This is a genomic window from Pseudomonas sp. GX19020 (assembly GCF_023371075.1).
Classification (GTDB): domain Bacteria; phylum Pseudomonadota; class Alphaproteobacteria; order Rhodobacterales; family Rhodobacteraceae; genus Pseudogemmobacter.
Genome location: NZ_JAMCCR010000003.1, coordinates 93,543 through 113,707 on the forward strand (window position 1 = coordinate 93,543; position 20,165 = coordinate 113,707).

Below are 20,165 nucleotides of genomic sequence, written 5' to 3' on the forward strand. Positions count from 1 at the left end.
TTAAAGCGAACTGTGAGGATACATTCCACAGACTGTTTCCCTTTGATTCGGTCTCACTGGTGGACAAGGGCGCGCTCCCGGCGTTAGGAACTTTTTGGGGGACTGTGACTGATGCTTAAGACACACGCCAAATATCATATCGGACAGGTGCTGATGCACCGCAAACACACCTTTCGCGGTGTGGTTTTCGACGTGGACGCGATGTTCTCCAATACCGATGAATGGTATGAGAATATTCCCGAGGAAAGCCGGCCTGATAAGGACCAGCCGTTCTATCATCTCCTCGCCGAGAATGATCAGAGCTATTACGTCGCCTATGTCTCGGAACAAAACCTGATTCCGGATGATACCGGCGAGCCGGTGGGCCACCCTGATCTCTGCGATCTGTTCGGCGATTTCGAGGATGGGCGCTATCCGCTGCAGTTCCAGCTGAACTGAAACGGGCCCGGTCCGGCAGGAGCAGCCGGCTCTGAGGGTCTCCTGCCCTGTTCCCCTGAGATCGGACCATTGCGACAAGCGGCTGCCATAACCTGCTGCAATCATCTTCGGATTCGGTGCGCGCCGGGCCGGGCTTCGGCTGGTTCTTGATTCGCGCCATTATCAGCGACGTGGCTTATGCCAGGCGGGGCAGAAGCAACCGTCTGGATACCACCGTGGGCTGCGAACAATCGGTGTTTTGCCGGGGTATTGTTTTAGCCTGGGTGGAAATGACGCGGTTTGGCCGCAATTTCCCCCTAAAACTGCCAGGTCCTGCACCCATAGATTGAGGTGTAGCTGCATAAGGCTTCACCCTGGTGCCGGGATCAACAGCCCCCACCCAGTTCCGGCACCGGGGTTCAATCTTCTCATGCGGCTCGACACCTTACTCTGTTCCTCCGCCGTGGCCGCTTGCATCCCCCGCAATCCGGCTGTTTCAGCGGATTGGCTTTGCCGCAACCCTTCCCTAAATTCGGCTTCGAACTTGCTGTGTGCGGCCTCTGCTCTGGCCCCGGCGGGATCGCTGTGGCACCGTGCCGCCAGCCATAAATCCGGAAACCGGGCCTGAAAGCCAGGGACGCCGGAGCCACCAGGCTGACAGGAGGTTACGAGGGGGACTATGCGCGATTTTGAAACACCCGGCCGCTCGGAAGTTCTGGCTTTGAACGGCATGGCGGCGACATCGCATCCGCTGGCCTCGCAAACCGCCATTGCAATCCTGCAGGCCGGCGGAAATGCGGTCGATGCCGCCATCGCGGCAGCCATGGTGCAAAACATCGCCGAGCCGCAGATGTGCGGCCTTGGCGGCGATGCGTTCATCCTGCTCAAGCCTGCCGGTCAGGAAGACGTGCTGGCATTGAACGGATCGGGCCGCGCACCGGCAGGATATTCCGCCGAAAAGTTGCGCGCAGCAGGGCATGACACCGTCCCGACCCATGGAATCGAGCCGGTCACGCTGCCGGGCGGCGTCGATGCGCTTTGCCGGCTGCATGCCGCGCATGGCCGCCTGTCTCTGGAAGAAATCCTCGCCCCTGCAATTGGTTACGCAGAAGACGGTATCCCTGTCGCGGCCCGCGCCGCGTTTGACTGGGCCGATGATATCAATATCCTCCGGGGCGATGCGCTGAAATTCTACAGCATTGATGGCCGCGCCCCGCGCCCCGGCCAGATCTTCCGCGCCCCCGGCCAGGCCGAGGTCATGCGCCGCATCGCCCGCGAAGGCCGCGCCGGGTTCTATGAGGGCGAGGTCGCAGAGGATATGATCGCCTCGCTGAACGCGCTTGGCGGCAGCCATACCGAGGCAGACCTTGCCGCAACCAGTGCAACCTGGGGGGAGCCGGTCGCAGGCCAGTATTCCGGCATTGAATTGCTCGAACATCCGCCCAATGGCCAGGGTGCGACGGCGATTCTGCTTCTGAAGATCCTGTCGCATTTCGACCTCGCCGCAATGGACCCGCTGGGGCCCGCGCGCGCGCATATCGAGACCGAGGCGGCCAAGCTCGCCTATGATGCAAGGAACCGCTTTATCGCCGATCCCGCGCATATGGATCCGGCGCGGCTTGCCACTTTCCTCGACGATGATGCTGCCGCGCGTCTGGCCGGGCTGATCGACCCGAACCGCGCCATGGCCGACCCTGTGCGCCTGTCCGAAGCGGTGCATCGCGACACGATCTGCCTCTCGGTGGTGGATCGCGACAGGATGGCGATCTCGCTGATCTACTCGATTTTCTGGGGGTTTGGCGCGGGCCTTGCCTCGCGGAAATTCGGCATCAACTTTCAGAACCGCGGCGCGGGTTTCAGCCTGACCCCGGGTCATCCGAACGAGGCCGGGCCGGGCAAGCGGCCGATGCATACGATCATCCCCGGCATGCTGCGCCGCGAGGGGCGTGTGACCATGCCTTTTGGTGTGATGGGGGGCGCCTATCAGCCAACCGGCCATGCCCGCCTCATCACCAATCTCAGAGATTACGGAATGGAACTGCAGCAGGCGATCGACGCGCCGCGCCTTTTTGCAGGGCCGGACGGGCTGGAGGTCGAGCGCGGCTATTCCGACGCCACCCGCGCGCGGCTGGCGGAACTGGGCCATAAGATCGTCGCGCCTGAACACCCGTTGGGCGGTGCTCAGGCCATTGTGATTGGCGAAGATGGTGTGCTGACCGGCGGATCGGATCCGCGCAAAGATGGCTGCGCTTTGGGGTATTGAGATGGATTACGAGACCGCGACGAAAGACATTCTTGCACTGACCCATGGCGAGACAGACAGCGTGGCGCTGATGGCGACGCTGGCCTGCGAGATCCATGCCCGCCATCCGCTGTCGGACTGGACCGGTTTCTACCGCGTGACCGGGCCGGAGCTGTTGAAGATCGGCCCCTATCAGGGCGGTCATGGCTGTCTTGTGATCCCGTTTTCGCGCGGCGTTTGCGGGGCTGCGGCGCGCACGGGCGAGGTGCAGAATGTTCCCGATGTCGATGCCTTCCCCGATCACATAGCCTGCGCCTCCTCGACGCGGTCTGAACTGGTAATCCCGGTTCGGAACGGGGCCGGGCGACTTCTTGGGGTGCTTGATCTCGACAGCAACACGCCAGCGGCCTTTACGCAGGCTGATGAAGACTGGCTGATCCCGCTTCTGGCGCAAGTTTTTGAAAGGGCAGAATAATGCGTGGGTCCTGCCATTGCGGTTCTGTGGTGTTCGAGGCCGATCCTCCGCTGCGCGGGGTGGTTGCCTGCCATTGCAGCCAGTGCCGCAAGGTTTCGGGCCATTACTGGTCGGCAAGCTCGGTGCCGCTGGAACGCTTTCACCTGATCGAAGACCGCGGGCTGGACTGGTATCGCTCCTCGCCTTCGGCAGAGCGCGGATTCTGTCGGGATTGCGGCGCCAGCCTGTTCTGGAAACCGACGGGGGAAGCGCGGATCTCCTTTGCTGCCGGGGCGCTTGACGGGCCGACCGGGTTGAAGACCATCGCCCATATCCATAAGGAAGATCGCGGCGATTATTACGAGCCGGAGGGCCCGCCCTGCGCCCCGCAGCCGGCAGAGGAATTGCACGGCGCCTGTCTTTGCGGCGCGAACACCTTCAGTGTTGCGGGCCCGATGGGGGATGTCGGCGCCTGCCATTGCAGCCAGTGCCGCAAGCTTTCGGGCCACTACTCTGCCAGTTTCTGGACCGAAGAAGACAACGTGACCTGGACCGCGCGCGAGACCCGCGAATATGCAACCCCGGGCGGCGGGCGGCGTGGCTTCTGCCCGAAATGCGGATCTTCTTTGTGGTTTCGCGCCAAAGATGGCAGCTTTTCGATGGAGGCCGGCGCCTTTGACCGCCCCACCGGGGGCCGGTTGACCGGGCATATTTTCATGGCCGAGGCGGGGGATTATTACACGCCCGACGACAATCTGCCGCAATGGCAGGGCTGGGAAGAGGAGGCCTGAGACAATGGCAAAGATCACGCTGCTTGATGGCGGTATGGGCCAGGAGCTGATCGCGCGCTCCGGGGACGAGCCGACGCCGCTCTGGGCGACGCGGGTGATGATCGACCATCCTGGCCTCGTGAAGGCGATCCATGCCGATTACTTTGCGGCCGGGGCCTCGGTTGCGACCACCAATACCTATGCCGTGTTGCGCGACCGGCTGCAGGGTTTTGGGCTGGAGCCCTGGTTCCAGGCGCTTCATGCCCGCGCTTTGTCCGAAGCGCATGAGGCCCGCGCCGAGGCCGGGCGCGGCATGATCGCGGGGTCAATGGGGCCGCTTGGCGCCAGCTACCGCCCCGATCTGACGCCGCCGGTGGCGGACTCGCGCGCTGCCTACGCGGAAAAGGTGCGGCTGCTGGCGCCCTATTGTGATGTGATCCTGCTGGAGACGATTTCCTCGCTGGGCCTCGCCGAAGGTGCTTTGGCCGGGGCGGCAGAGGGCGGGATCCCGGTCTGGCTCTCGGTTTCGGTCGACGATCATGACGGGGCAAAACTGCGCTCGGGCGAGGCAGTGGCGGATCTGGAGGTGCTGGTCGCGAAATACCGTCCGGCTGCGGTACTGGCGAATTGTTCGATCCCCGAGGCAATGGGGGCGGCGATGGATGTGATCCGGGGTTTTGGTCTGCCCTTTGGCGCCTATGCCAACGGCTTTACGCATATTTCCGGCAATTTCCTGAAGAATGCGCCGACAGTGAAGGAACTGACCCATCGTCACGATCTGAGCCCGGAGAAATACACCGCCTTCGCGCTGGACTGGATCGGCCAGGGCGCCACCATCGTCGGCGGCTGCTGCGAGGTCGGCCCCGCCCATATCCGCCACCTGGCCGGGGCCCTGCGCGCGGCGGGGCACGAGATCCTGTGACCGCCTCCGCCCTTCCCGACTTTGTTTATGACCCGCCGGATGTGGCGCTGTCGGTTCTTTATGAGGACCGGCAGATCCTGGTCGTTGATAAGCCTGCGGGGCTTTTATCGGTGCCCGGCAAGCTTGCCGGGCGCGAGGATTGCCTCGTCTCGCGGCTGCAGGCGGAATACTGGGATGCGCTGCTGGTGCACCGGCTGGACTGCGATACATCGGGCGTGATGATCTTTGCGCGCACCAAGATCGCCCAGGGGTTTCTGGGTCAGGAATTCGAAAAGCGCCGTGCGAAGAAGTCATATATCGCAAGGGTTTATGGTGATGTTGACGGTGAGGCAGGCCATATCGACCTGCCGCTCTCGGCTGATTGGCCGAACCGTCCGCGCCAGATGGTCAATCACGCTGACGGCCGCCCCGCCCAGACCGATTGGGAAGTGGTTGCCCGCGCGCCCGGCGAGACGCGGATGCGGCTCTGGCCCCGGACCGGGCGCAGCCATCAGCTCAGGGTGCATATGCTGGAACTGGGCCATCCGATCCTCGGCGACCCGATCTATGCTGTCGGTCCCGCCCGCGAGGCCCCGCGCCTGATGCTGCATGCGGAAACGCTGGGCCTGCACCATCCGGCCACCGGCGCCTGGATGGATTTCGCCGCCCCGGTTCCGTTCTGAAACGGGACCGCACAATTGTTCTGTTAACTCTATGTCAAAATCCGTGGCTAATGCTGCGGCAGTTACGCTTTCGGAGCCAGCGATGAACGCCAGTCCAGCCCTGTTTCAGTTTCGTTATGCCCTGCTGACCTGGCCCGCGATCCTTTTCCTGCCGCTTATCGGGGTGTCATTTCTGGTCCCGTCCTGGCGCTGGGTGTTTCTGGCTCTGGCGGGTGTGGCGCTGACCCTCGCGCTGCTCGGGCTGCGTGATATCACGCAAAAGCGGCATGCGGTTTTGCGCAATTATCCCGTGGCGGCGCGGCTGCGCTTTTTGTTCGAGGGCATCCGCCCCGAGATCCGGCAGTATTTCTTTGAAGATGACAAGGACGGCACGCCCTTTGCCCGCGACAAACGCGCCATCGTCTACCAGCGCGCCAAGAAAGAGCTGGAGACCCGGCCCTTCGGCACGCAATACAATGTTTATAAAGAACAATATGAATGGCTGCATCATTCGGTGGCGCCAAAGCCACCGGTCACGCATGAGGAATTGCGGGTTCTGATTGGCGGCAGCTGTGCAAAACCATATTCGGCGAGCCTGCTGAACATCTCGGCGATGAGCTATGGCTCTTTGTCGTCAAATGCGATCCTCGCGCTGAACAAGGGCGCGAAAGCAGGCGGGTTTTACCATGATACCGGCGAGGGGGGTGTCTCGCCCTATCACCGCGAAAACGGCGGCGATCTCGTGTGGGAGCTTGGCTCCGGTTATTTCGGGGCGCGCGGCGGCGATGGTACATTCGATCCGGTCCGCTTTGCCGAAGGGGCGTCGGATCCACAGATCCGGATGGTTGAGCTGAAGCTGAGCCAGGGCGCCAAGCCCGGTCATGGCGGCATGTTGCCGGCCGCGAAAATCACCCCCGAAATCGCGGCGATCCGTCATATTCCGATGGGGCAGGACTGTATCTCGCCGCCCTCGCATTCGGCCTTTTCGACACCGGTGGGGCTGCTGGAATTCATCGCGAGGATGCGGGAGCTGTCGGGGGGGAAACCGGCAGGGTTCAAGCTTTGTATCGGGCATCGCTGGGAATTCATGGCGATCTGCAAGGCGATGCTGGAAACCGGGATTACCCCCGATTTCATCGTGATCGACGGCAAAGAGGGCGGCACCGGTGCGGCTCCGATGGAATTCATGGACCATATCGGGACGCCTTTGCGCGACGGGCTGAGCTTTGCCCATAATGCGCTTTTGGGCGTGGGGCTGAGGGATCGGGTCCGGCTCGGGGCGAGCGGCAAGATCGTCTCGGCCTTTGATATGGCGCGCGTGATGGCGCTGGGGGCCGACTGGTGCAATGCGGCGCGGGGCTTCATGTTTGCGGTCGGCTGTATCCAGGCCCAGAGCTGCCATACCGGCGCCTGCCCGACCGGAGTGGCGACCCAGGACCCGGCGCGGGCGCGGGCGATTGTGGTGCCGGATAAGGCGGCGCGGGTGACCTCGTTCCAGCGCGGCACATTGCATGCGCTGGCGGAACTGGTCGGTGCGGCGGGTCTGTCTCATCCGTCGGAACTGCGGCCGCATCATTTCCTGCGCCGCGCCGATGCGGATCGGGTGCGGTCCTTTGCCGAGCTTTACGACCAGCTGGAGCCGGGGCAATTGCTGGCCGATCCGCGCGCGGTCCCGGCTTTTGCCGAGGCCTGGGCGCTGTCCAGGGCGGATACATTCGCGCGGATGGGCTGAGCCGGGATCTGGGTCTGCTGTCAGGCGGGGGGCTGTCTGCCCCCCGGGAAGCGGCTTTGGCCACTTCCTCCCCCCGAGGATATTTCAGGACAGACGAAATCAGCTGGCGGCGGCACGGAGTTTGGCCATCAGCTGGTCGAGGACTTTCCGGTAGCGCGGGTCTTTGAGATGGCCTTCTTCGTCGAAAGCGTTCGAGCTGTCTGCGACGAGAAGTTCGGGCCCTGTCAGGAGGCGCGGCTGGAACGGGGTCAGCATCAGGCGCAGCGCGAATTGCGACCGGTCGCCGCCGCCCCGGCCACCGGCGGCCGAAATGATGGCGACGGGCTTGTCTTCCCAGGGATTGCCTTTGATCCGGCTGACCCAGTCGAGGGCGTTTTTCAGCACTCCCGGCGGGGCCTTGTTATATTCCGGGGTCGAGATCACCACCGCATCCGCTTCGGCGATCTGGTCGTAAAGCCGGGTGACACCGGCGGGGTAGCCCTCAGTGCTTTCGAGATCGCCGTCATAAAGGGGCAGGTTCAGGTCGGCCTCGAGCTGGAGGGCCGGGCCGAAGGCCGCGCGGGCCTCCCGCAGGAGCATCCGGTTGGTCGATCCCTGGCGGAGGGCTCCGGCAATGCCGAGAAGGGTGAGGCGGGTCATATCGGTCTCCGGAACAGGGATCAGACGAAAAGGCGCAAAAGGAGCGGGGCGAGGATCGCGGTCATCAGCGCGTTCAGCCCCATGCCGAGCCCGGCAAAGGCGCCGGCGGTCGGGTTGACATGGAAGGCGCGCGCCGTGCCGAATCCATGCGCCGCGAGGCCGGTGGCAAAGCCGCGGGCGCGCCAGTCGCGGATCCGCAGGGCATTCAGCAGGGGGGTCGCACAGGCCGCGCCGCAAAGCCCGGTCAGGAAGACCATCAGCGCCGCCTGCGTGGGAGAGCCGCCGCTTTGTTCGGCGATGCCAAGCGCCACGGCGGCGGTCGCGGATTTCGGCGCCAGGGCCGCAAGAAGCTCTGGCCCGACGCCGAAAGCATGGGCAATCAGCAGCGCGGTCAGGATCGCGGTGACCGAACCCGCCAGCAATGCGGTCAGGATCGGCAGCGCGGCGCGGCGCACCCGGGCGAGATTATCGTAAAGCGGCAGGGCAAGGCAGACCGTCGCCGGGCCCAGCAGGAAATGGACGAATTGCGCGCCCTCGAAATAGGTCTCGAAACTGGTGCCGGTCGCCAGCAGCACAAGCGACAGTGCCGCCATTGCGACAATGGCCGGGTTGAGGGCGGGCATCCGCCCGGTGTAATTGAACACCACGAGCCCGAAAGCATAGGCCGCCACCGTCATCGACAGCCACAAAAGCGGATCGCGCGCGAGATAGGTCCAGATATCGGTCACAGCATGCCCTCCTTGCTGTCTTCTTTGCCGCTGACATCTCCGGTCAGCCGCGCCACCAGCACGAAGGTCAGCGCTGCCACCGCAATCGCCGCCAGCGCCGAGATGACGATGGCGAGCAAAAGCGGCAATGTATTCCCCCCAAGGCTGCCCAGCTGCAACATCGCCCCCACACCTGCCGGCACGAAGAGCAAAAGCAGATTGCCGAGGATTGTCCCCGCCATTGGCCGGATGACGTCGCGCAGCCGCTCAGAGGTGATCAGACCGGCCAGCATCAGTGCCATGCCGAGCACCGGGCCCGGGATCGGCAGGTGGCTGGCCTGGGAGATGACTTCCCCGGTCAGCTGGCAGGCGAGGATTGCGAGGATTGCAATGATGGTGGGCGGGACCATGGATCTTGTTTCCGGGGTTGAGGAGCCTCCTCCCATGCTGCGATTTTGCGGGGGCGGGAACCAGTGGCGAAATGGGCAGGGCTGCTATGTTTCGGCGCATCGCCCTGTCGCTTTGGCCCGGGCGCGCGTCTTTTATGGGGATAACCCCGGGAAATCCGGCTTATCGCCGCGACTCGCATTGACCTTGCCTGCTCAAATTCCGAGCATGTCCGGCCAAAACAGAACAACGACTCGTGAGGGCGCGGCTTGCGCTTCAGTAAACTCAGGCTCAACGGTTTCAAAAGCTTTGTCGACCCCACGGATCTGGTGATCCATGAGGGTCTGACAGGCGTGGTCGGGCCCAATGGCTGCGGCAAATCCAATCTGCTGGAAGCGCTTCGCTGGGTGATGGGCGAGAACCGCCCGACCGCGATGCGCGGGTCGGGCATGGATGACGTGATCTTCAACGGCGCGGCGACCAGGGGCGCACGTAACTTTGCCGAAGTGTCGCTGGTTCTCGACAATGCCGACCGGCTGGCACCTTCGGGGTTCAATGACAGCGATACGATCGAGATCGTACGGCGTATCACCCGCGATGCGGGCTCGGCCTATAAGGCGAATTCGAAGGATGTGCGGGCACGCGATGTGCAGATGCTGTTTGCCGATGCCTCGACCGGGTCGCACAGCCCGGCGCTGGTGCGGCAGGGCCAGATTTCCGAACTGATCAATGCGAAGCCGAAAGCGCGGCGCCGGGTGCTGGAAGAGGCGGCCGGGATCTCGGGTCTTTATGCCCGTCGTCATGAGGCGGAGCTGAAGCTGGCGGGGACCGAGACGAACCTGACCCGGGTCGATGACGTGCTGGAACAGCTGGCGCAGCAGCTGTCGGTTCTGACCCGTCAGGCGCGCCAGGCCGCGCGCTACCGCGAGATTTCCGATGATCTGCGGCAATCGGAAGGGATGCTTTTATACCGGCGCTGGCGTGAGGCGGATCTGGCGCGGGGCGAAGCGGAAGGTGCGCTGCGCGACCGGCTGATCGCTCAGGGCCGTGCTGAGATGGCGGCGCGGGACGGCAGCAAGGCCCGTGAGGCGGCGGAAGAGGGGCTGCCCGCGCGGCGCGAAGAAGAGGCGGTGGCGGCGGCGATCCTGCAGCGGCTCATGCTGCAACGCGATGCGCTTGGCGATCAGGAGAGACAGGCGCTGGCGCGGATCGAGACGTTGCGCGGCCGGATCGGCCAGCTTGGCAATGATATCGAGCGCGAGGCGGGGCTGAACCGCGATGCGGGCGAGGTAATCCAGCGGCTGCAATGGGAAATCGACCAGATCGTTAAGGCGCATGAGGGCCATGACGAACGCCTTGCCGAGGCGGTCGAGGCGGCGCGCGAGGCGGGGGCGATCCTGACCGACCGCGAGACGCTGATGTCCGAGGCAACCGAGGATTCGGCGCGGCTGGCGGCACGGCATCAGTCGGCCACGCGGCTGGTGCAGGAAAGCCGGTCTGCGGTCGATCGCGCCGAGGCCGAGGCGCTGCGCGCCCGCGATGCGGTGGCGGGGGCCGAAGAAACCCTGGCCGGGGCCGGTGAGGCTTTCGAGGCCGCCGAAGAGGCGCGCGAGGCGGCGGCAGAGCTGACGGAACAGACCGAGGCCGCACTGGAACTGGCCGAAGAGGCCCGCGCCGAGGCGCAATCGCGCGAGGCCGAGGCCCGCGCCGCGCGCTCGGGGGCCGAGGGCGAGGCCAATGCCCTGCGTGCCGAACGCGCGGCTCTGGCGAAACTCGTTGATCGGGAGGCCCAGGCCGGGCATCAGCTTCTGGACCGTCTGGTGGTCGAGCCGGGATATGAAAAGGCGCTTGGAGCGGCTTTGTCGGATGACCTGCGCGCGCCGGAAATCGCGGTGGGAGAGCGCACCGGCTGGGGCCTGCTTGATCCCTATGTCACACCGCAGCCGCTGCCGGCGGGAGCGGCGGCTCTGGGCGCGCGCGTCGAGGCGCCGGCAGTGCTGGCGCGCCGTCTGGGCCAGATCGGCGTGGTCAGCCCTGAAGACGGATTCCGGCTGCAGGCGGAACTGAAACCGGGCCAGCGTCTCGTCAGTCTCGAAGGGGATCTCTGGCGGTGGGACGGCTATCGTTCGGGCGCCGAGGATGCGCCCTCAGCCGCGGCGCTCAGGTTGCAGCAACTGAACCGGCTGCAACGGCTGAAACAGGATCTCGAAGAGGCGAGCGCCCGGGCCGAGGGCGCCGCTCAGGCGCATGAGGTGCTGCAGACCCGGCTCCAGGACCTGGCCCGCGCCGATCAGATGGCGCGGGAGGCCCGCCGTTCCGCCGATCAGCGCCTTGCCGAGGCCGACCGTGCGCTGTCGAAATCCGAGGCCGAGCGCACGCTTGCCACCGGCCGGCTTGAGGCGGCGCGGATCTCGGTCGCGCGCTATGAGGATGACGCTATGGGCGCCCGCGCCCGGCTGCGCGAGGCCGAGACCGCCATGGCCGGTCTGCCCGATCTCGACCAGGCCCGCGAGGCGGTCGAGACCACGCGGATGACGGTCGAGGCTGCGCGCATCACCATGATGACCCGGCGCTCGGGTCATGATGAGCTGCGCCGCGAGGGCGAGGCGCGGGTGCGCCGCCGCCAGGAGGCGCAGAAGGAATTGTCCGGCTGGAACCACCGGCTTGAGACCGCCGGCAAGCGGAGCCAGGAGCTGACCGAGCGTCGCGCCGGGGCCGAGGAGGAGCTGGCCGAGGCCAGTGAGGTCCCCGAGGAAATCGCCGCCAGACGCGAAGAGCTCAGCGATGCGATCCTTGAGGCCGAAGCCCGCCGCAGCGAGGCCGCCAGCGCATTGATAGCGGCCGAAACCGCGCTGCGCGAAGCGCAGATCACCGAACGCGACGCCGAGCGCCTTGCCGGTGAGGCCCGCGAAACCCGCGCCCGCGCCGAGGCGCGTCTTGATGCCGCCCGCGAAGGCGTGGCCCATGCCGCCGAGCGTATTGCCGAAGAAGAAGACCGCACGCCGCAGGAGTTGCTGGCCTCGCTGAAGACCGATCCCGAGAAGATGCCGGATGCGGAGAGCCTCGACCAGGACGTTCAGCGTCTGAAGCGCCAGCGCGAGGCGCTTGGTGCCGTCAATCTGCGCGCCGAAGAGGATGCGAAAACCATTGATGCCGAATATCAACAGCTTGCAACCGAGAAAACCGATCTCGAAGAAGCTGTCCGCAAGCTCCGCGCCGGAATTCAGGGGCTGAACAAGGAAGGCCGCGAGCGCCTGCTGACCGCATTCGAACAGGTCAACAGCAATTTCTCGATGCTTTTCACCCATCTTTTCGGTGGCGGCGAGGCCCGCCTCGTGCTGGTCGAATCCGATGATCCGCTGGAAGCCGGGCTCGAAATCATGTGCCAGCCGCCGGGCAAGCGCCTTGCGACGCTGTCGCTCCTCTCCGGGGGCGAACAGACGCTGACCGCGCTTGCGCTGATTTTCGGGGTCTTTCTGGCCAACCCGGCGCCGATCTGCGTGCTCGACGAGGTCGACGCGCCGCTTGATGATGCGAACGTCACCCGCTTCTGCGATCTGATGGACGAGATGACCCGCCGTACCGAGACCCGCTTCCTCGTCATCACCCACCATGCGGTGACTATGGCGCGGATGGACCGGCTTTTCGGGGTCACCATGCAGGAACAGGGCGTCAGCCAGCTGGTTTCGGTCGATCTGCGCAAAGCCGAGGCTCTTGTCGCCTGATGCAATCCCTTCTCGAAAAGGCAGGCTTTCCCGGCATCGAGGCCGATGGCGACACGATCTGGGCACGGCTTTCGGCCTCCGGCCCCGAATTTCGCGCTGATCCTGAAGGCGGGGCCTGGATACTGACACTCCTCTGGCCGGTGCGGCTGGACCCGAAAACACTGGCCCAGTGGAACAGTCAGAACCCGGGCGCCTTTCTCGATCTCGCCGGTGGCGAGACCCGGCTGCGCATGGGGGCAGAGAGCACTGCCGATCTCGATATCTGGGCCAAAGCGGCTGAGGATATGGTCCAGACCTGTCTCAGCTTCCGCCGCGCCCAACGCGCGCGCGGCGAGGGGATGTAGGCCCCCGTCAGACCCGGTCAGCCGCGTGAGATCACACGGATCGCATCCCCCTGGCGCAAAACCCCGTCGCGCTCGATCGAGCACAGGATCCCGCGCAGCCTGAGCGCGCGATGTTCGGGCAGGTTCACCCAGGCCATGGCATCTTCGCCATAGCGTACTTTCCATTTCACACAGCCATCATTGAACACGTCCGACACCCGAAGCACCGCCGTCCCCGCCTCAAGCAGGGAGCCGACCGGCAGATTGGCCTCGGATGTGTCGAGATCGGCGACGACCGGATCGCCCGGATGGACTACGGCTTCCGGGTCGGGCCGCACCAGATCATGCACCCGCGCCGGCAGGATCGAGACCTGGATCGCGGGGTCGGGCGCGCCATTTTCCAGCCGGAGCCAGGGCTCTTTTGACCAGCGCTCGCCGGGAATGCCGCCCGCCACGGTCAGGGTCAGGCTGTCCGGATGTTCGCGCAGATTGCGCCCGGGGCGGAAGGTCAGCTGCCGTGCAACCGTCACTTCTTTTGGTGCAGCGGCCACATGGCCGACCGCCGCCATCAGGCTTTCCATCGGGGTCATGTCCCGCTCCCTTCCGATCCGCTTTCCGGCAGTTTCGCGACCCGGGCGCGCAGGTCAAGCCGTGCCTCGGTCAGACGCCCGGCTTTGCGCAGAAGATCTGTCCCCCGACCCGGCATCTGGGTCACCTGGTAGAAATCCGCGATCTCATCGGGGCTGGCTGCCATCAGCCAGGCCTGCATTTCGGGTCGGTATTGATAGGCGCCGCGCGTCAGGCGGAAGGGCAGGGCCGAAAGCCAGTCCTCGCGGTCCTGGGCGTGGAAATGCAAAAGCTTCAGCCCGGGGTGAAACTCCGGCCCCGGCAGCCGCTCGCCGCCGATAAACGCGCCATGAAGGCGCGGCGACAGCCCCGGCACGCCTGATCGGAAAAACACCTTGCCGGCCGAATGCGACAGCATCGCTTCGGGCAGGATTTCGGCATAATCATCCAAAGCCGGCCCGCGCAGCCCCTTATGACGCGGTTTCAGCGCGCCGCGAAAGACGCGGGCTGTATAGATGTCATCGGAAAGATCCGGTTCATGCAGCGCCTCGAAAGGTTCGATCCGGCACAAAATCTCTTTGACGGGCAGGCTGCCCAGCACTTCGGCCACCGGCCGCACCGGCCAGATGAATTCGTCGACATCGATATGGCCGAGCCAGTCACTGCCGCCCGCGCGGTAGACCATCCCGGCATTCTTCGCCTGGCGGTTCTGATGCCGGTCGGGTCGCCCGCCAAGCGCCTGCCAGTGCCCCGCGTCGCAGGCGACCAGCCGCACATGCGAAAGGCGCCGCGCCGCGATCGCCGCCAGCGCCGGGTCGTCAGGGTCGTCAAAGCAAAGCGTGATCCGATCCGCGCCAAGATCCAGATGCCAGGCGAGAAAGGCGAGGATCTTCTCCTCGGGGGCTTTCACCGTGGCAACCAGCGCCCAGCTGGCGGTCTGTTTCACAGGAGATCCAGCAATTCCCGCGTCGGCCAGGCATCCGCCGGCAGGCCGAGGCGTTGTTGTTCCGCCTGGATCGCGCGCCGCGTGCCTGCGCCGAGCACCCCGTCAATCTTGCCGACATCATATCCAAGCGCCTGCAGCTTTTCCTGCAGGGCCCTCATATCCTCATCAGGCAGCAGCGGGTCGGGCGAGATGTTCAGCGCAGGCTCCGCCCCTTCGATCAGGGTGGCGAAATAGGCGGCGGTGGTCACATAGGTCAGGCTTTTGTTCCATTCCAGCAGGACCTGGAAATTCGGAAAGACCAGGAAAGCCGGGCCCTTGCGACCCTGAGGCAGCAAAAGCGAGGCCTCAAGTTCCGCCGGCAGCGTATTGCCGCGCCGGGGCGCCACGCCAAGCGCCGCCCATTGCGCGACGGGCAGGTCCTTGTCCAGCCCGCTCAGCGCCCAGTCGAAGGTCTCGGGCAGCACGACCTCGGTCAGCCAGGGCTCGCCCGCGCGCCAGCCGTGGTGTTTCAGCATATTCGCGCCCGACATCAGCGCATCCGGGACCGAGGTTTTCAACCGCACATGTCCGTCGCCATCGCCGTCAATGCCGCGTTCCAGAATATCCTTCGGCAGCATCTGCACCATGCCGATTTCGCCTGCCCAGGCCCCTGTCGTGTCGAGCGGCAGATCGCCATTCGCGAAAAGCTGTATCGCGGCAAAGGCCTGGGGGCGAAACATCTCGGGGCGCCGGCAATCCCAGGCGAGGGTGAGGATCGCGGCGCGGGTGTTGTAATTGCCCTGGAAGCGGCCGAAATCGGTTTCAAACCCCCAGATCGCCAGCATCACCCCGGGCGGAATGCCATAGGTGCTTTCGGCTTTCGCAAAAAGCGGCTGATGCGCGTCCCAGGCGAGCAAGGCATCGGGCAGACGCTTGTCGCCGATCAGGCTCTGCGCGAATTCGAGGAAAGGTTTGCGAAACACACCCTGACGCTGATCGGCTCTGAGAACCTCGGGCTCGGCACGGGCATCTGCAAGCCAGCCCTCTATGGCCGCCTCAGGAAGACCCTCGGCCAGGGCTTCATCGCGCAGACCCGCAAGGAACCCGGGAAAGCTGCCACCGCAGGGCACTGCGGCTGTTGCCTCAGATGCCGGGGCCTCGGGGAGGGCGGGCGGAGTTTCTGCCCGGGCAGAAAAGGGGGCCAGTATTGCGGCTATGATCAGGGGTCTCAGCATGGGCGCGAAGCTAGACGAGCGCGGCCATGAGGGCAATTGCCAGCATCAGCCCCCAGGCCCGCCAAAGCGCGCGGCAGGCGGCGTCTATATCTTCGGGCCCGGCATCGCGGCGGCCCTCGGGCCAGACCCAGGGATACCAGCGCATTTCGCCATTATAGCTGCGTGGGCCGGAAAGTGCGACATTCAGAATGGGCGCGAGGGTGGATTCCGGCCAGCCGGCATTCGGGCTGCGATGCTGCGGCGCATCGCGCAGCACCGGGCGCGGATCCAGCCAGCCATGTGACAGCGCGAGTAACAAAGACGTCAGCCGCGCGGGGATGAGGTTCAGCAGGTCATCAAACCGCGCGGCGGCCCAGCCGAATTCGCGATGGCGCGGTGTCATATGGCCGATCATCGAATCGGCGGTATTTGTGATCTTGTAGATCAGAATGCCCGGCAAACCGGCGATAAGGAACCAGAAAACCGGCGCAATCACCCCGTCGGAGAGGTTCTCGGCCGCCGATTCAATGGCGGCGCGGGCGACGTCAGGCTCGCGCATATCGCTGGTGTCGCGCCCGACGATCATCGCAACCGCCCGCTTGCCCTCGTCCAGCGAGCGGCGCAGCCCGTCGGCCACCGCCCGCACATGATCAACCAGCGAGCGCTGCGCGATCAGAATGGCGGCGATCACGGTCTCGATCGCGCTGTGATATGGCAGCCTGCCGATGAGCCAGCCCGCAAGACCCGCGCCTAGGACCAGGGCGGCCATCACCAGCGCTCCCTTGAGCCGCCGCGCGGTGCCTTCGTTGAACCGCCGGTCTGCAAGGCCGATCAGCCGGCCCATCAGCACCGCGGGATGCGGCAGGTGGCGCCAGATCCAGGCGGGCTCGCCAAAGGTGGCGTCGAGAATCATGGCAAGAACCAAAACCATGCCGGACCCCGTGCTGGTGGTTGCGAATCATCTGACAGGGAAGTGAACCGGATCGGCCCCGCGGGCAAGCGGGCATCGAGCGTCCCCGGCCTGCGGCATTGTCGCCACGAAGGCTTCATCTTTTTGTGGTAAAGTGCTGGCATGGTGAGAGGGGCTTGATTTCACGGGCTTTCGGGTTTGTGCTGGGCTCAGGAGGGGACGGACATGCTGGAATATCTGCCCAAGGAGTTGCGCGATCATCTCGATGCCGCCCGCAAGCGTCAGCAAAGGCGCAAATCGCGGATGCGGGTCGAACTTGGCGATCTGCTGGTCTACCCGGTGCTGCGGTTCTGGCAGGGCGGCTTTTCGCTTGATGCCGATCTGGTGCCGGCGCGGCTGCGGGGGCTGGTCGACATTTATGACGGCCCGCGCCATGTGTTTCAGTGCCTGATCGTTGCCACGGAAATCGTCGATGGCGAACTGGTCTGCGACTTCAAGCGCCTGACCCCGGTGACAAATCGCCCGGCACTTGATTACTGGCGCGAAGATGAGGGGCCGGCGGGCTATTTGCCGTCCGCCTGAGGGGTTCTGCGCCCCAAACGCCCGAAGCATTGGGATCAGGAGGAAGATCGCATTCCTCCTGACTGAAATATTCCCGCTTCAGGCTTCGGCACCTGACCAGAGGCGCCATCACGGCCGGATCTCGACCATGGTTCCAACAGGCGTCGCCGCCCAGATTTCGCGCATTTCCGAATTGCTTATGGCGATGCAGCCTGCGGTCCAGTCAGTTGCGATAAGCGTGTCATCGGGCAACATATTCGGCTGACCATGGATCATGATATCACCGCCGGGCGAATAGCCCCCGGCCCGTGCACGGGCGCGGTCGGCAGGCTGCGGGTAATCGAGCCCGAGTGAGAGGTGATAGGCGGATTGTTCATTGCGGCGGTCGATGCGGAATTCACCTTCCGGTGTGCGGCCATCGCCCTCGCGCATCTTATCGCCGGTCGGTGAGAACCCAAGCGCGATGCGGTAGACGCGGACCTCGCGCCCGTCCTGGATCAGCGCCATTCGCCTTGCGGCTTTTTCGATCACGATGCGCTCGATCTGGCCGGTCAGCGGTGCGGGCGGTGTGACGGGGCGCGGCGCGGGTTGCCAGAGCATCCAGGCCGCCAGCGCCAGCGCGCCGAGGCTGAGGAGCGTGAAAACCCGCGCCAGCCGTCTCATTGCAGATCGGCAAAGACGCCTTGCAGCCGCGCAATCGCCTCTTCGATCTGCGCCCGGGGCGCGGCGATATTGAAGCGGATGAAACTCTCGCCGCCTTTGCCGAAACTGTCACCGTGATTGGTCGCGATGGCGGCCTGGGTTTCAACCCGTGCCAGCATCTCGGCTTTGCTCAGCCCGGTGCCGGAGAAATCCACCCAGGAGAGATAAGTGGCCTCGAGGGGCATGGATTTCAGCCCGGGGATCGCATTGACCGCCGCGTCAAAAAGCTGCCGGTTGCCGTCGAGATAGGTCATCAGCGCATCGACCCAGGCGGCGCCCTCGGGCGAGCAGGCTGCGGTGACCATATGCATCCCGAAACTATTCGGTGAAATGCCGATGGCGCTCATGACCGCCGCGAATTTCCGCCGCAGGCCCTCATCCGCGATGATGACATTGCCGATATGGGCACCCGCGATATTGAAAGTCTTGGTCGTCGCGGTCAGCATCACCAGCCGGTCGGTGATGTCGGGTGCGGCATTCGGCATCACGATATGGCGCTGACCGGGATAGGTCAGGTCGAAATGGATCTCATCCGAAACGAGGATCAGGTCATGACGTCTGGCGAAATCCGCGATCTCGCGCAGCTCGGATGCGGTCCAGACCCGGCCGCCGGGGTTATGCGGCGAGCAGAGGATCAGCATGGTCTCGCGCCCGGTCAGCTGCGCATCCCAGGCGGCGATATCCAGCTCATAGCGGCCTGCGTTGTTGTTCAGCGCGCATTCCACCACCTCACGCCCCGAGGCGCGGATGGTGCGGGCGAAGGCGTGATAGACCGGTGTCATCAGAACGACGCCGTCGCCGGGCTGCGTGAAAGCCTGCAGGCAGAGGCCCACCGCGTTCACCAGGCCATGGGTGGTGAAAATATGCGAAGGGTCGGGCTTCCAGCCATGGCGGGTTTCCATCCACCAGGTCAGCGCCTCGAGATAGGGGCGTTCATCGCCGAAATAGCCGTAAATCCCGTGATCGAGCATGTTTTGCAGCGCGGTCTGCACGGCGGCTGGCGGGCGGAACTCCATATCCGCGACCCACATCGCGAGACCCCGGTCATGCGGGATGCCGTAAAGCGTCTCCATCATGTCCCATTTCACGCAATGGGAGCCGAAACGGTTGATGGGCGTATCGAAATCGGAGCGGGTCATGCGGGCGTCTTTCTGTACAATACCCCGAAATGGCTAGCCGCAGACGGGGGCCGGATCAAGCCGGGGGCAGGCGGCCCGCGCCCACCCTCACGCAGATATGCGCGAATCCCTTGCGCGAATGGGCGGGGATGACCTAAATCCCCCCCATGTTGCGCTCCATCCTGATCCATCCCGATCCCCGCCTGAAAAAGCTCTGCGATCCCGTGACCGAGGTCTCGGACGAGATCCGCAGGCTGGCCGATGACATGCTGGAAACCATGTATGATGCGCCGGGCGTTGGCCTTGCCGCACCGCAGATCGGTGTGATGAAGCGGCTTCTGGTGATGGATTGCATCAAGGAGGGCACGCCCGAGCCCATGGCGCTGATCAACCCCGAGGTCATCTGGACCTCGGAAGATCAGAACATCTATGAGGAAGGCTGCCTCTCGATTCCGGATCAATATGCCGAGGTGAAGCGCCCGGCACTGGTCACGGTGCGCTGGACCGGGCTGGATGGCAAAACCGATGAACGGACCTTTGACGGGCTCTGGGCCACCTGCGTCCAGCATGAGATCGACCATCTGAACGGCAGGCTCTTCATCGATTATCTCGGGCCGCTGAAGCGCCAGATGATCACCCGCAAGATGGAGAAACTGAAGCGCGAACGCGCGCGATCGGTGGACGTCTGATGCCGGAGAAAAACTGATGGCGGTTCGTGCCTGTGTGCCTTACCCGAACCCGGTGCTGAAGACGCCGGCGGCGGATGTGGCAGAGATCACCGATGAGGTCCGCGCCATCTGGCGCGATATGGTCGATACGATGGAGGCGATGCCGGGCTACGGCCTTGCCGCCGTGCAGATCGGGGTGCCTTTGCGGCTTGCCGTGGTCGATTGTTCCGAAGCGCGCGGCCAGGCGGTGTTGATGGCGAACCCCGAGGTGATCCATGCCTCGGTGCAGCCGCGCGACCATGAAGAGGCCTCGCCCAATCTTCCCGGGGTTTCGGCTAAGGTGACGCGACCGCGTGCGGTGACGGTCCGGTTCCTGAATGCAGATGGCGAGATCGAAGAGCGTGATTTCGTGCATCTCTGGGCGACATCGGCGCAGCACCAGATCGACCATCTGGCGGGTAAGATGTATTTCGACCATCTTTCGCCCCTGAAACGGAAAATGCTGATCGCGAAGGCGGAGAAGATCCGCAAACGCGGCTGA

At 64.6% G+C, this 20,165-nt stretch carries 21 protein-coding genes; 12 read left to right on the top strand and 9 right to left on the bottom strand.

The window, feature by feature from the left end; all coding sequences use genetic code 11:
* Positions 1-111 precede the first annotated feature (111 nt).
* The 7 genes from hspQ to M3484_RS07715 all read left to right on the top strand — a co-directional run bounded on the left by hspQ (position 112) and on the right by M3484_RS07715 (position 7,178).
* Positions 112-438: a heat shock protein HspQ gene (gene hspQ / locus M3484_RS07685; RefSeq protein ID WP_092895227.1), complete on the top strand. Its 327-nt coding sequence runs from the start codon at positions 112-114 to the stop codon at positions 436-438.
* A 658-nt stretch (positions 439-1,096) separates the two neighbouring features.
* Positions 1,097-2,680 carry a gamma-glutamyltransferase family protein gene (locus M3484_RS07690; RefSeq protein ID WP_249496422.1) on the top strand — a complete coding sequence of 528 codons (1,584 nt, stop codon included), beginning with the start codon at positions 1,097-1,099 and terminating at the stop codon, positions 2,678-2,680.
* Complete coding sequence (msrC, locus tag M3484_RS07695) at positions 2,658-3,134, top strand: free L-methionine (R)-S-oxide reductase MsrC (protein ID WP_249496423.1); 477 nt, start codon at positions 2,658-2,660, stop codon at positions 3,132-3,134. Before M3484_RS07690 ends, msrC begins: the two co-directional genes overlap by 23 nt.
* Positions 3,134-3,904, top strand: coding sequence for a GFA family protein (locus M3484_RS07700; RefSeq protein WP_249496424.1), 771 nt, complete (start codon positions 3,134-3,136; stop codon positions 3,902-3,904). The genes msrC and M3484_RS07700 overlap by 1 nt, the downstream gene beginning before the upstream one ends.
* A gap of 4 nt (positions 3,905-3,908) precedes the next feature.
* Positions 3,909-4,805 carry a homocysteine S-methyltransferase family protein gene (locus tag M3484_RS07705; protein ID WP_249496425.1) on the top strand — a complete coding sequence of 299 codons (897 nt, stop codon included), beginning with the start codon at positions 3,909-3,911 and terminating at the stop codon, positions 4,803-4,805.
* On the top strand, positions 4,802-5,467 hold the full coding sequence (locus tag M3484_RS07710; RefSeq protein WP_092895235.1) for an RluA family pseudouridine synthase: 666 nt from the start codon (positions 4,802-4,804) through the stop codon (positions 5,465-5,467). Before M3484_RS07705 ends, M3484_RS07710 begins: the two co-directional genes overlap by 4 nt.
* Before the next feature lie 82 nt (positions 5,468-5,549).
* Positions 5,550-7,178 (top strand): FMN-binding glutamate synthase family protein, encoded by a 1,629-nt coding sequence (locus M3484_RS07715; RefSeq protein WP_249496426.1) that lies wholly within the window; start codon positions 5,550-5,552, stop codon positions 7,176-7,178.
* A 99-nt stretch (positions 7,179-7,277) separates the two neighbouring features.
* On the opposite strand, the gene M3484_RS07720 is transcribed toward M3484_RS07715, so the two are convergent.
* The 3 genes from M3484_RS07720 to M3484_RS07730 are packed head-to-tail and all read right to left on the bottom strand — an operon-like array spanning position 7,278 to position 8,934.
* Positions 7,278-7,817 carry an NADPH-dependent FMN reductase gene (locus M3484_RS07720; RefSeq protein ID WP_249496427.1) on the bottom strand — a complete coding sequence of 180 codons (540 nt, stop codon included), beginning with the start codon at positions 7,815-7,817 and terminating at the stop codon, positions 7,278-7,280.
* Between the two features lie 20 nt (positions 7,818-7,837).
* Positions 7,838-8,545 carry an LrgB family protein gene (locus tag M3484_RS07725; RefSeq protein ID WP_249496428.1) on the bottom strand — a complete coding sequence of 236 codons (708 nt, stop codon included), beginning with the start codon at positions 8,543-8,545 and terminating at the stop codon, positions 7,838-7,840.
* On the bottom strand, positions 8,542-8,934 hold the full coding sequence (locus M3484_RS07730; RefSeq protein ID WP_249496429.1) for a CidA/LrgA family protein: 393 nt from the start codon (positions 8,932-8,934) through the stop codon (positions 8,542-8,544). Before M3484_RS07730 ends, M3484_RS07725 begins: the two co-directional genes overlap by 4 nt.
* 246 nt (positions 8,935-9,180) lie before the next feature.
* Here M3484_RS07730 and M3484_RS07735 point away from each other — a divergent pair, with 246 nt between their 5' ends.
* Together M3484_RS07735 and M3484_RS07740 are read left to right on the top strand one after the other, a co-directional pair.
* Positions 9,181-12,636 (top strand): chromosome segregation SMC family protein, encoded by a 3,456-nt coding sequence (locus M3484_RS07735; protein WP_249496430.1) that lies wholly within the window; start codon positions 9,181-9,183, stop codon positions 12,634-12,636.
* Positions 12,636-12,980: a hypothetical protein gene (locus M3484_RS07740; RefSeq protein ID WP_249496431.1), complete on the top strand. Its 345-nt coding sequence runs from the start codon at positions 12,636-12,638 to the stop codon at positions 12,978-12,980. The genes M3484_RS07735 and M3484_RS07740 overlap by 1 nt, the downstream gene beginning before the upstream one ends.
* Before the next feature lie 17 nt (positions 12,981-12,997).
* On the opposite strand, the gene M3484_RS07745 is transcribed toward M3484_RS07740, so the two are convergent.
* The 4 genes from M3484_RS07745 to cbiB are packed head-to-tail and all read right to left on the bottom strand — an operon-like array spanning position 12,998 to position 16,596.
* Positions 12,998-13,549 (bottom strand): hypothetical protein, encoded by a 552-nt coding sequence (locus M3484_RS07745; RefSeq protein WP_249496432.1) that lies wholly within the window; start codon positions 13,547-13,549, stop codon positions 12,998-13,000.
* On the bottom strand, positions 13,546-14,472 hold the full coding sequence (locus M3484_RS07750) for a glycosyltransferase family 2 protein (RefSeq protein ID WP_249496433.1): 927 nt from the start codon (positions 14,470-14,472) through the stop codon (positions 13,546-13,548). Before M3484_RS07750 ends, M3484_RS07745 begins: the two co-directional genes overlap by 4 nt.
* Positions 14,469-15,686 (bottom strand): lytic murein transglycosylase, encoded by a 1,218-nt coding sequence (locus M3484_RS07755; protein WP_249496434.1) that lies wholly within the window; start codon positions 15,684-15,686, stop codon positions 14,469-14,471. The genes M3484_RS07750 and M3484_RS07755 overlap by 4 nt, the downstream gene beginning before the upstream one ends.
* Before the next feature lie 10 nt (positions 15,687-15,696).
* The gene (gene cbiB / locus M3484_RS07760) at positions 15,697-16,596 is read right to left on the bottom strand and encodes an adenosylcobinamide-phosphate synthase CbiB (protein WP_249496435.1); all 900 of its coding nucleotides are present in this window, start codon (positions 16,594-16,596) and stop codon (positions 15,697-15,699) included.
* Positions 16,597-16,800: 204 nt separating this feature from the next.
* Between cbiB and M3484_RS07765 the strand changes: the two genes are divergently transcribed.
* Complete coding sequence (locus M3484_RS07765; protein ID WP_092895255.1) at positions 16,801-17,157, top strand: hypothetical protein; 357 nt, start codon at positions 16,801-16,803, stop codon at positions 17,155-17,157.
* Between the two features lie 108 nt (positions 17,158-17,265).
* Here the strand turns inward: M3484_RS07765 and M3484_RS07770 are convergent, their stop codons facing one another.
* Both M3484_RS07770 and M3484_RS07775 read right to left on the bottom strand, forming a co-directional pair.
* On the bottom strand, positions 17,266-17,799 hold the full coding sequence (locus tag M3484_RS07770; RefSeq protein ID WP_249496436.1) for a L,D-transpeptidase family protein: 534 nt from the start codon (positions 17,797-17,799) through the stop codon (positions 17,266-17,268).
* A complete protein-coding gene (locus M3484_RS07775) occupies positions 17,796-18,977 on the bottom strand; it encodes a MalY/PatB family protein (RefSeq protein WP_249496437.1) in 1,182 nt (393 codons plus the stop codon). Before M3484_RS07775 ends, M3484_RS07770 begins: the two co-directional genes overlap by 4 nt.
* A 146-nt stretch (positions 18,978-19,123) precedes the next feature.
* Here M3484_RS07775 and def (M3484_RS07780) point away from each other — a divergent pair, with 146 nt between their 5' ends.
* Positions 19,124-19,645 carry a peptide deformylase gene (def, locus tag M3484_RS07780; protein ID WP_249496438.1) on the top strand — a complete coding sequence of 174 codons (522 nt, stop codon included), beginning with the start codon at positions 19,124-19,126 and terminating at the stop codon, positions 19,643-19,645.
* A 16-nt stretch (positions 19,646-19,661) separates the two neighbouring features.
* Entirely contained in the window at positions 19,662-20,165 is a 504-nt protein-coding gene (gene def / locus M3484_RS07785) for a peptide deformylase (RefSeq protein ID WP_249496439.1), read from the top strand.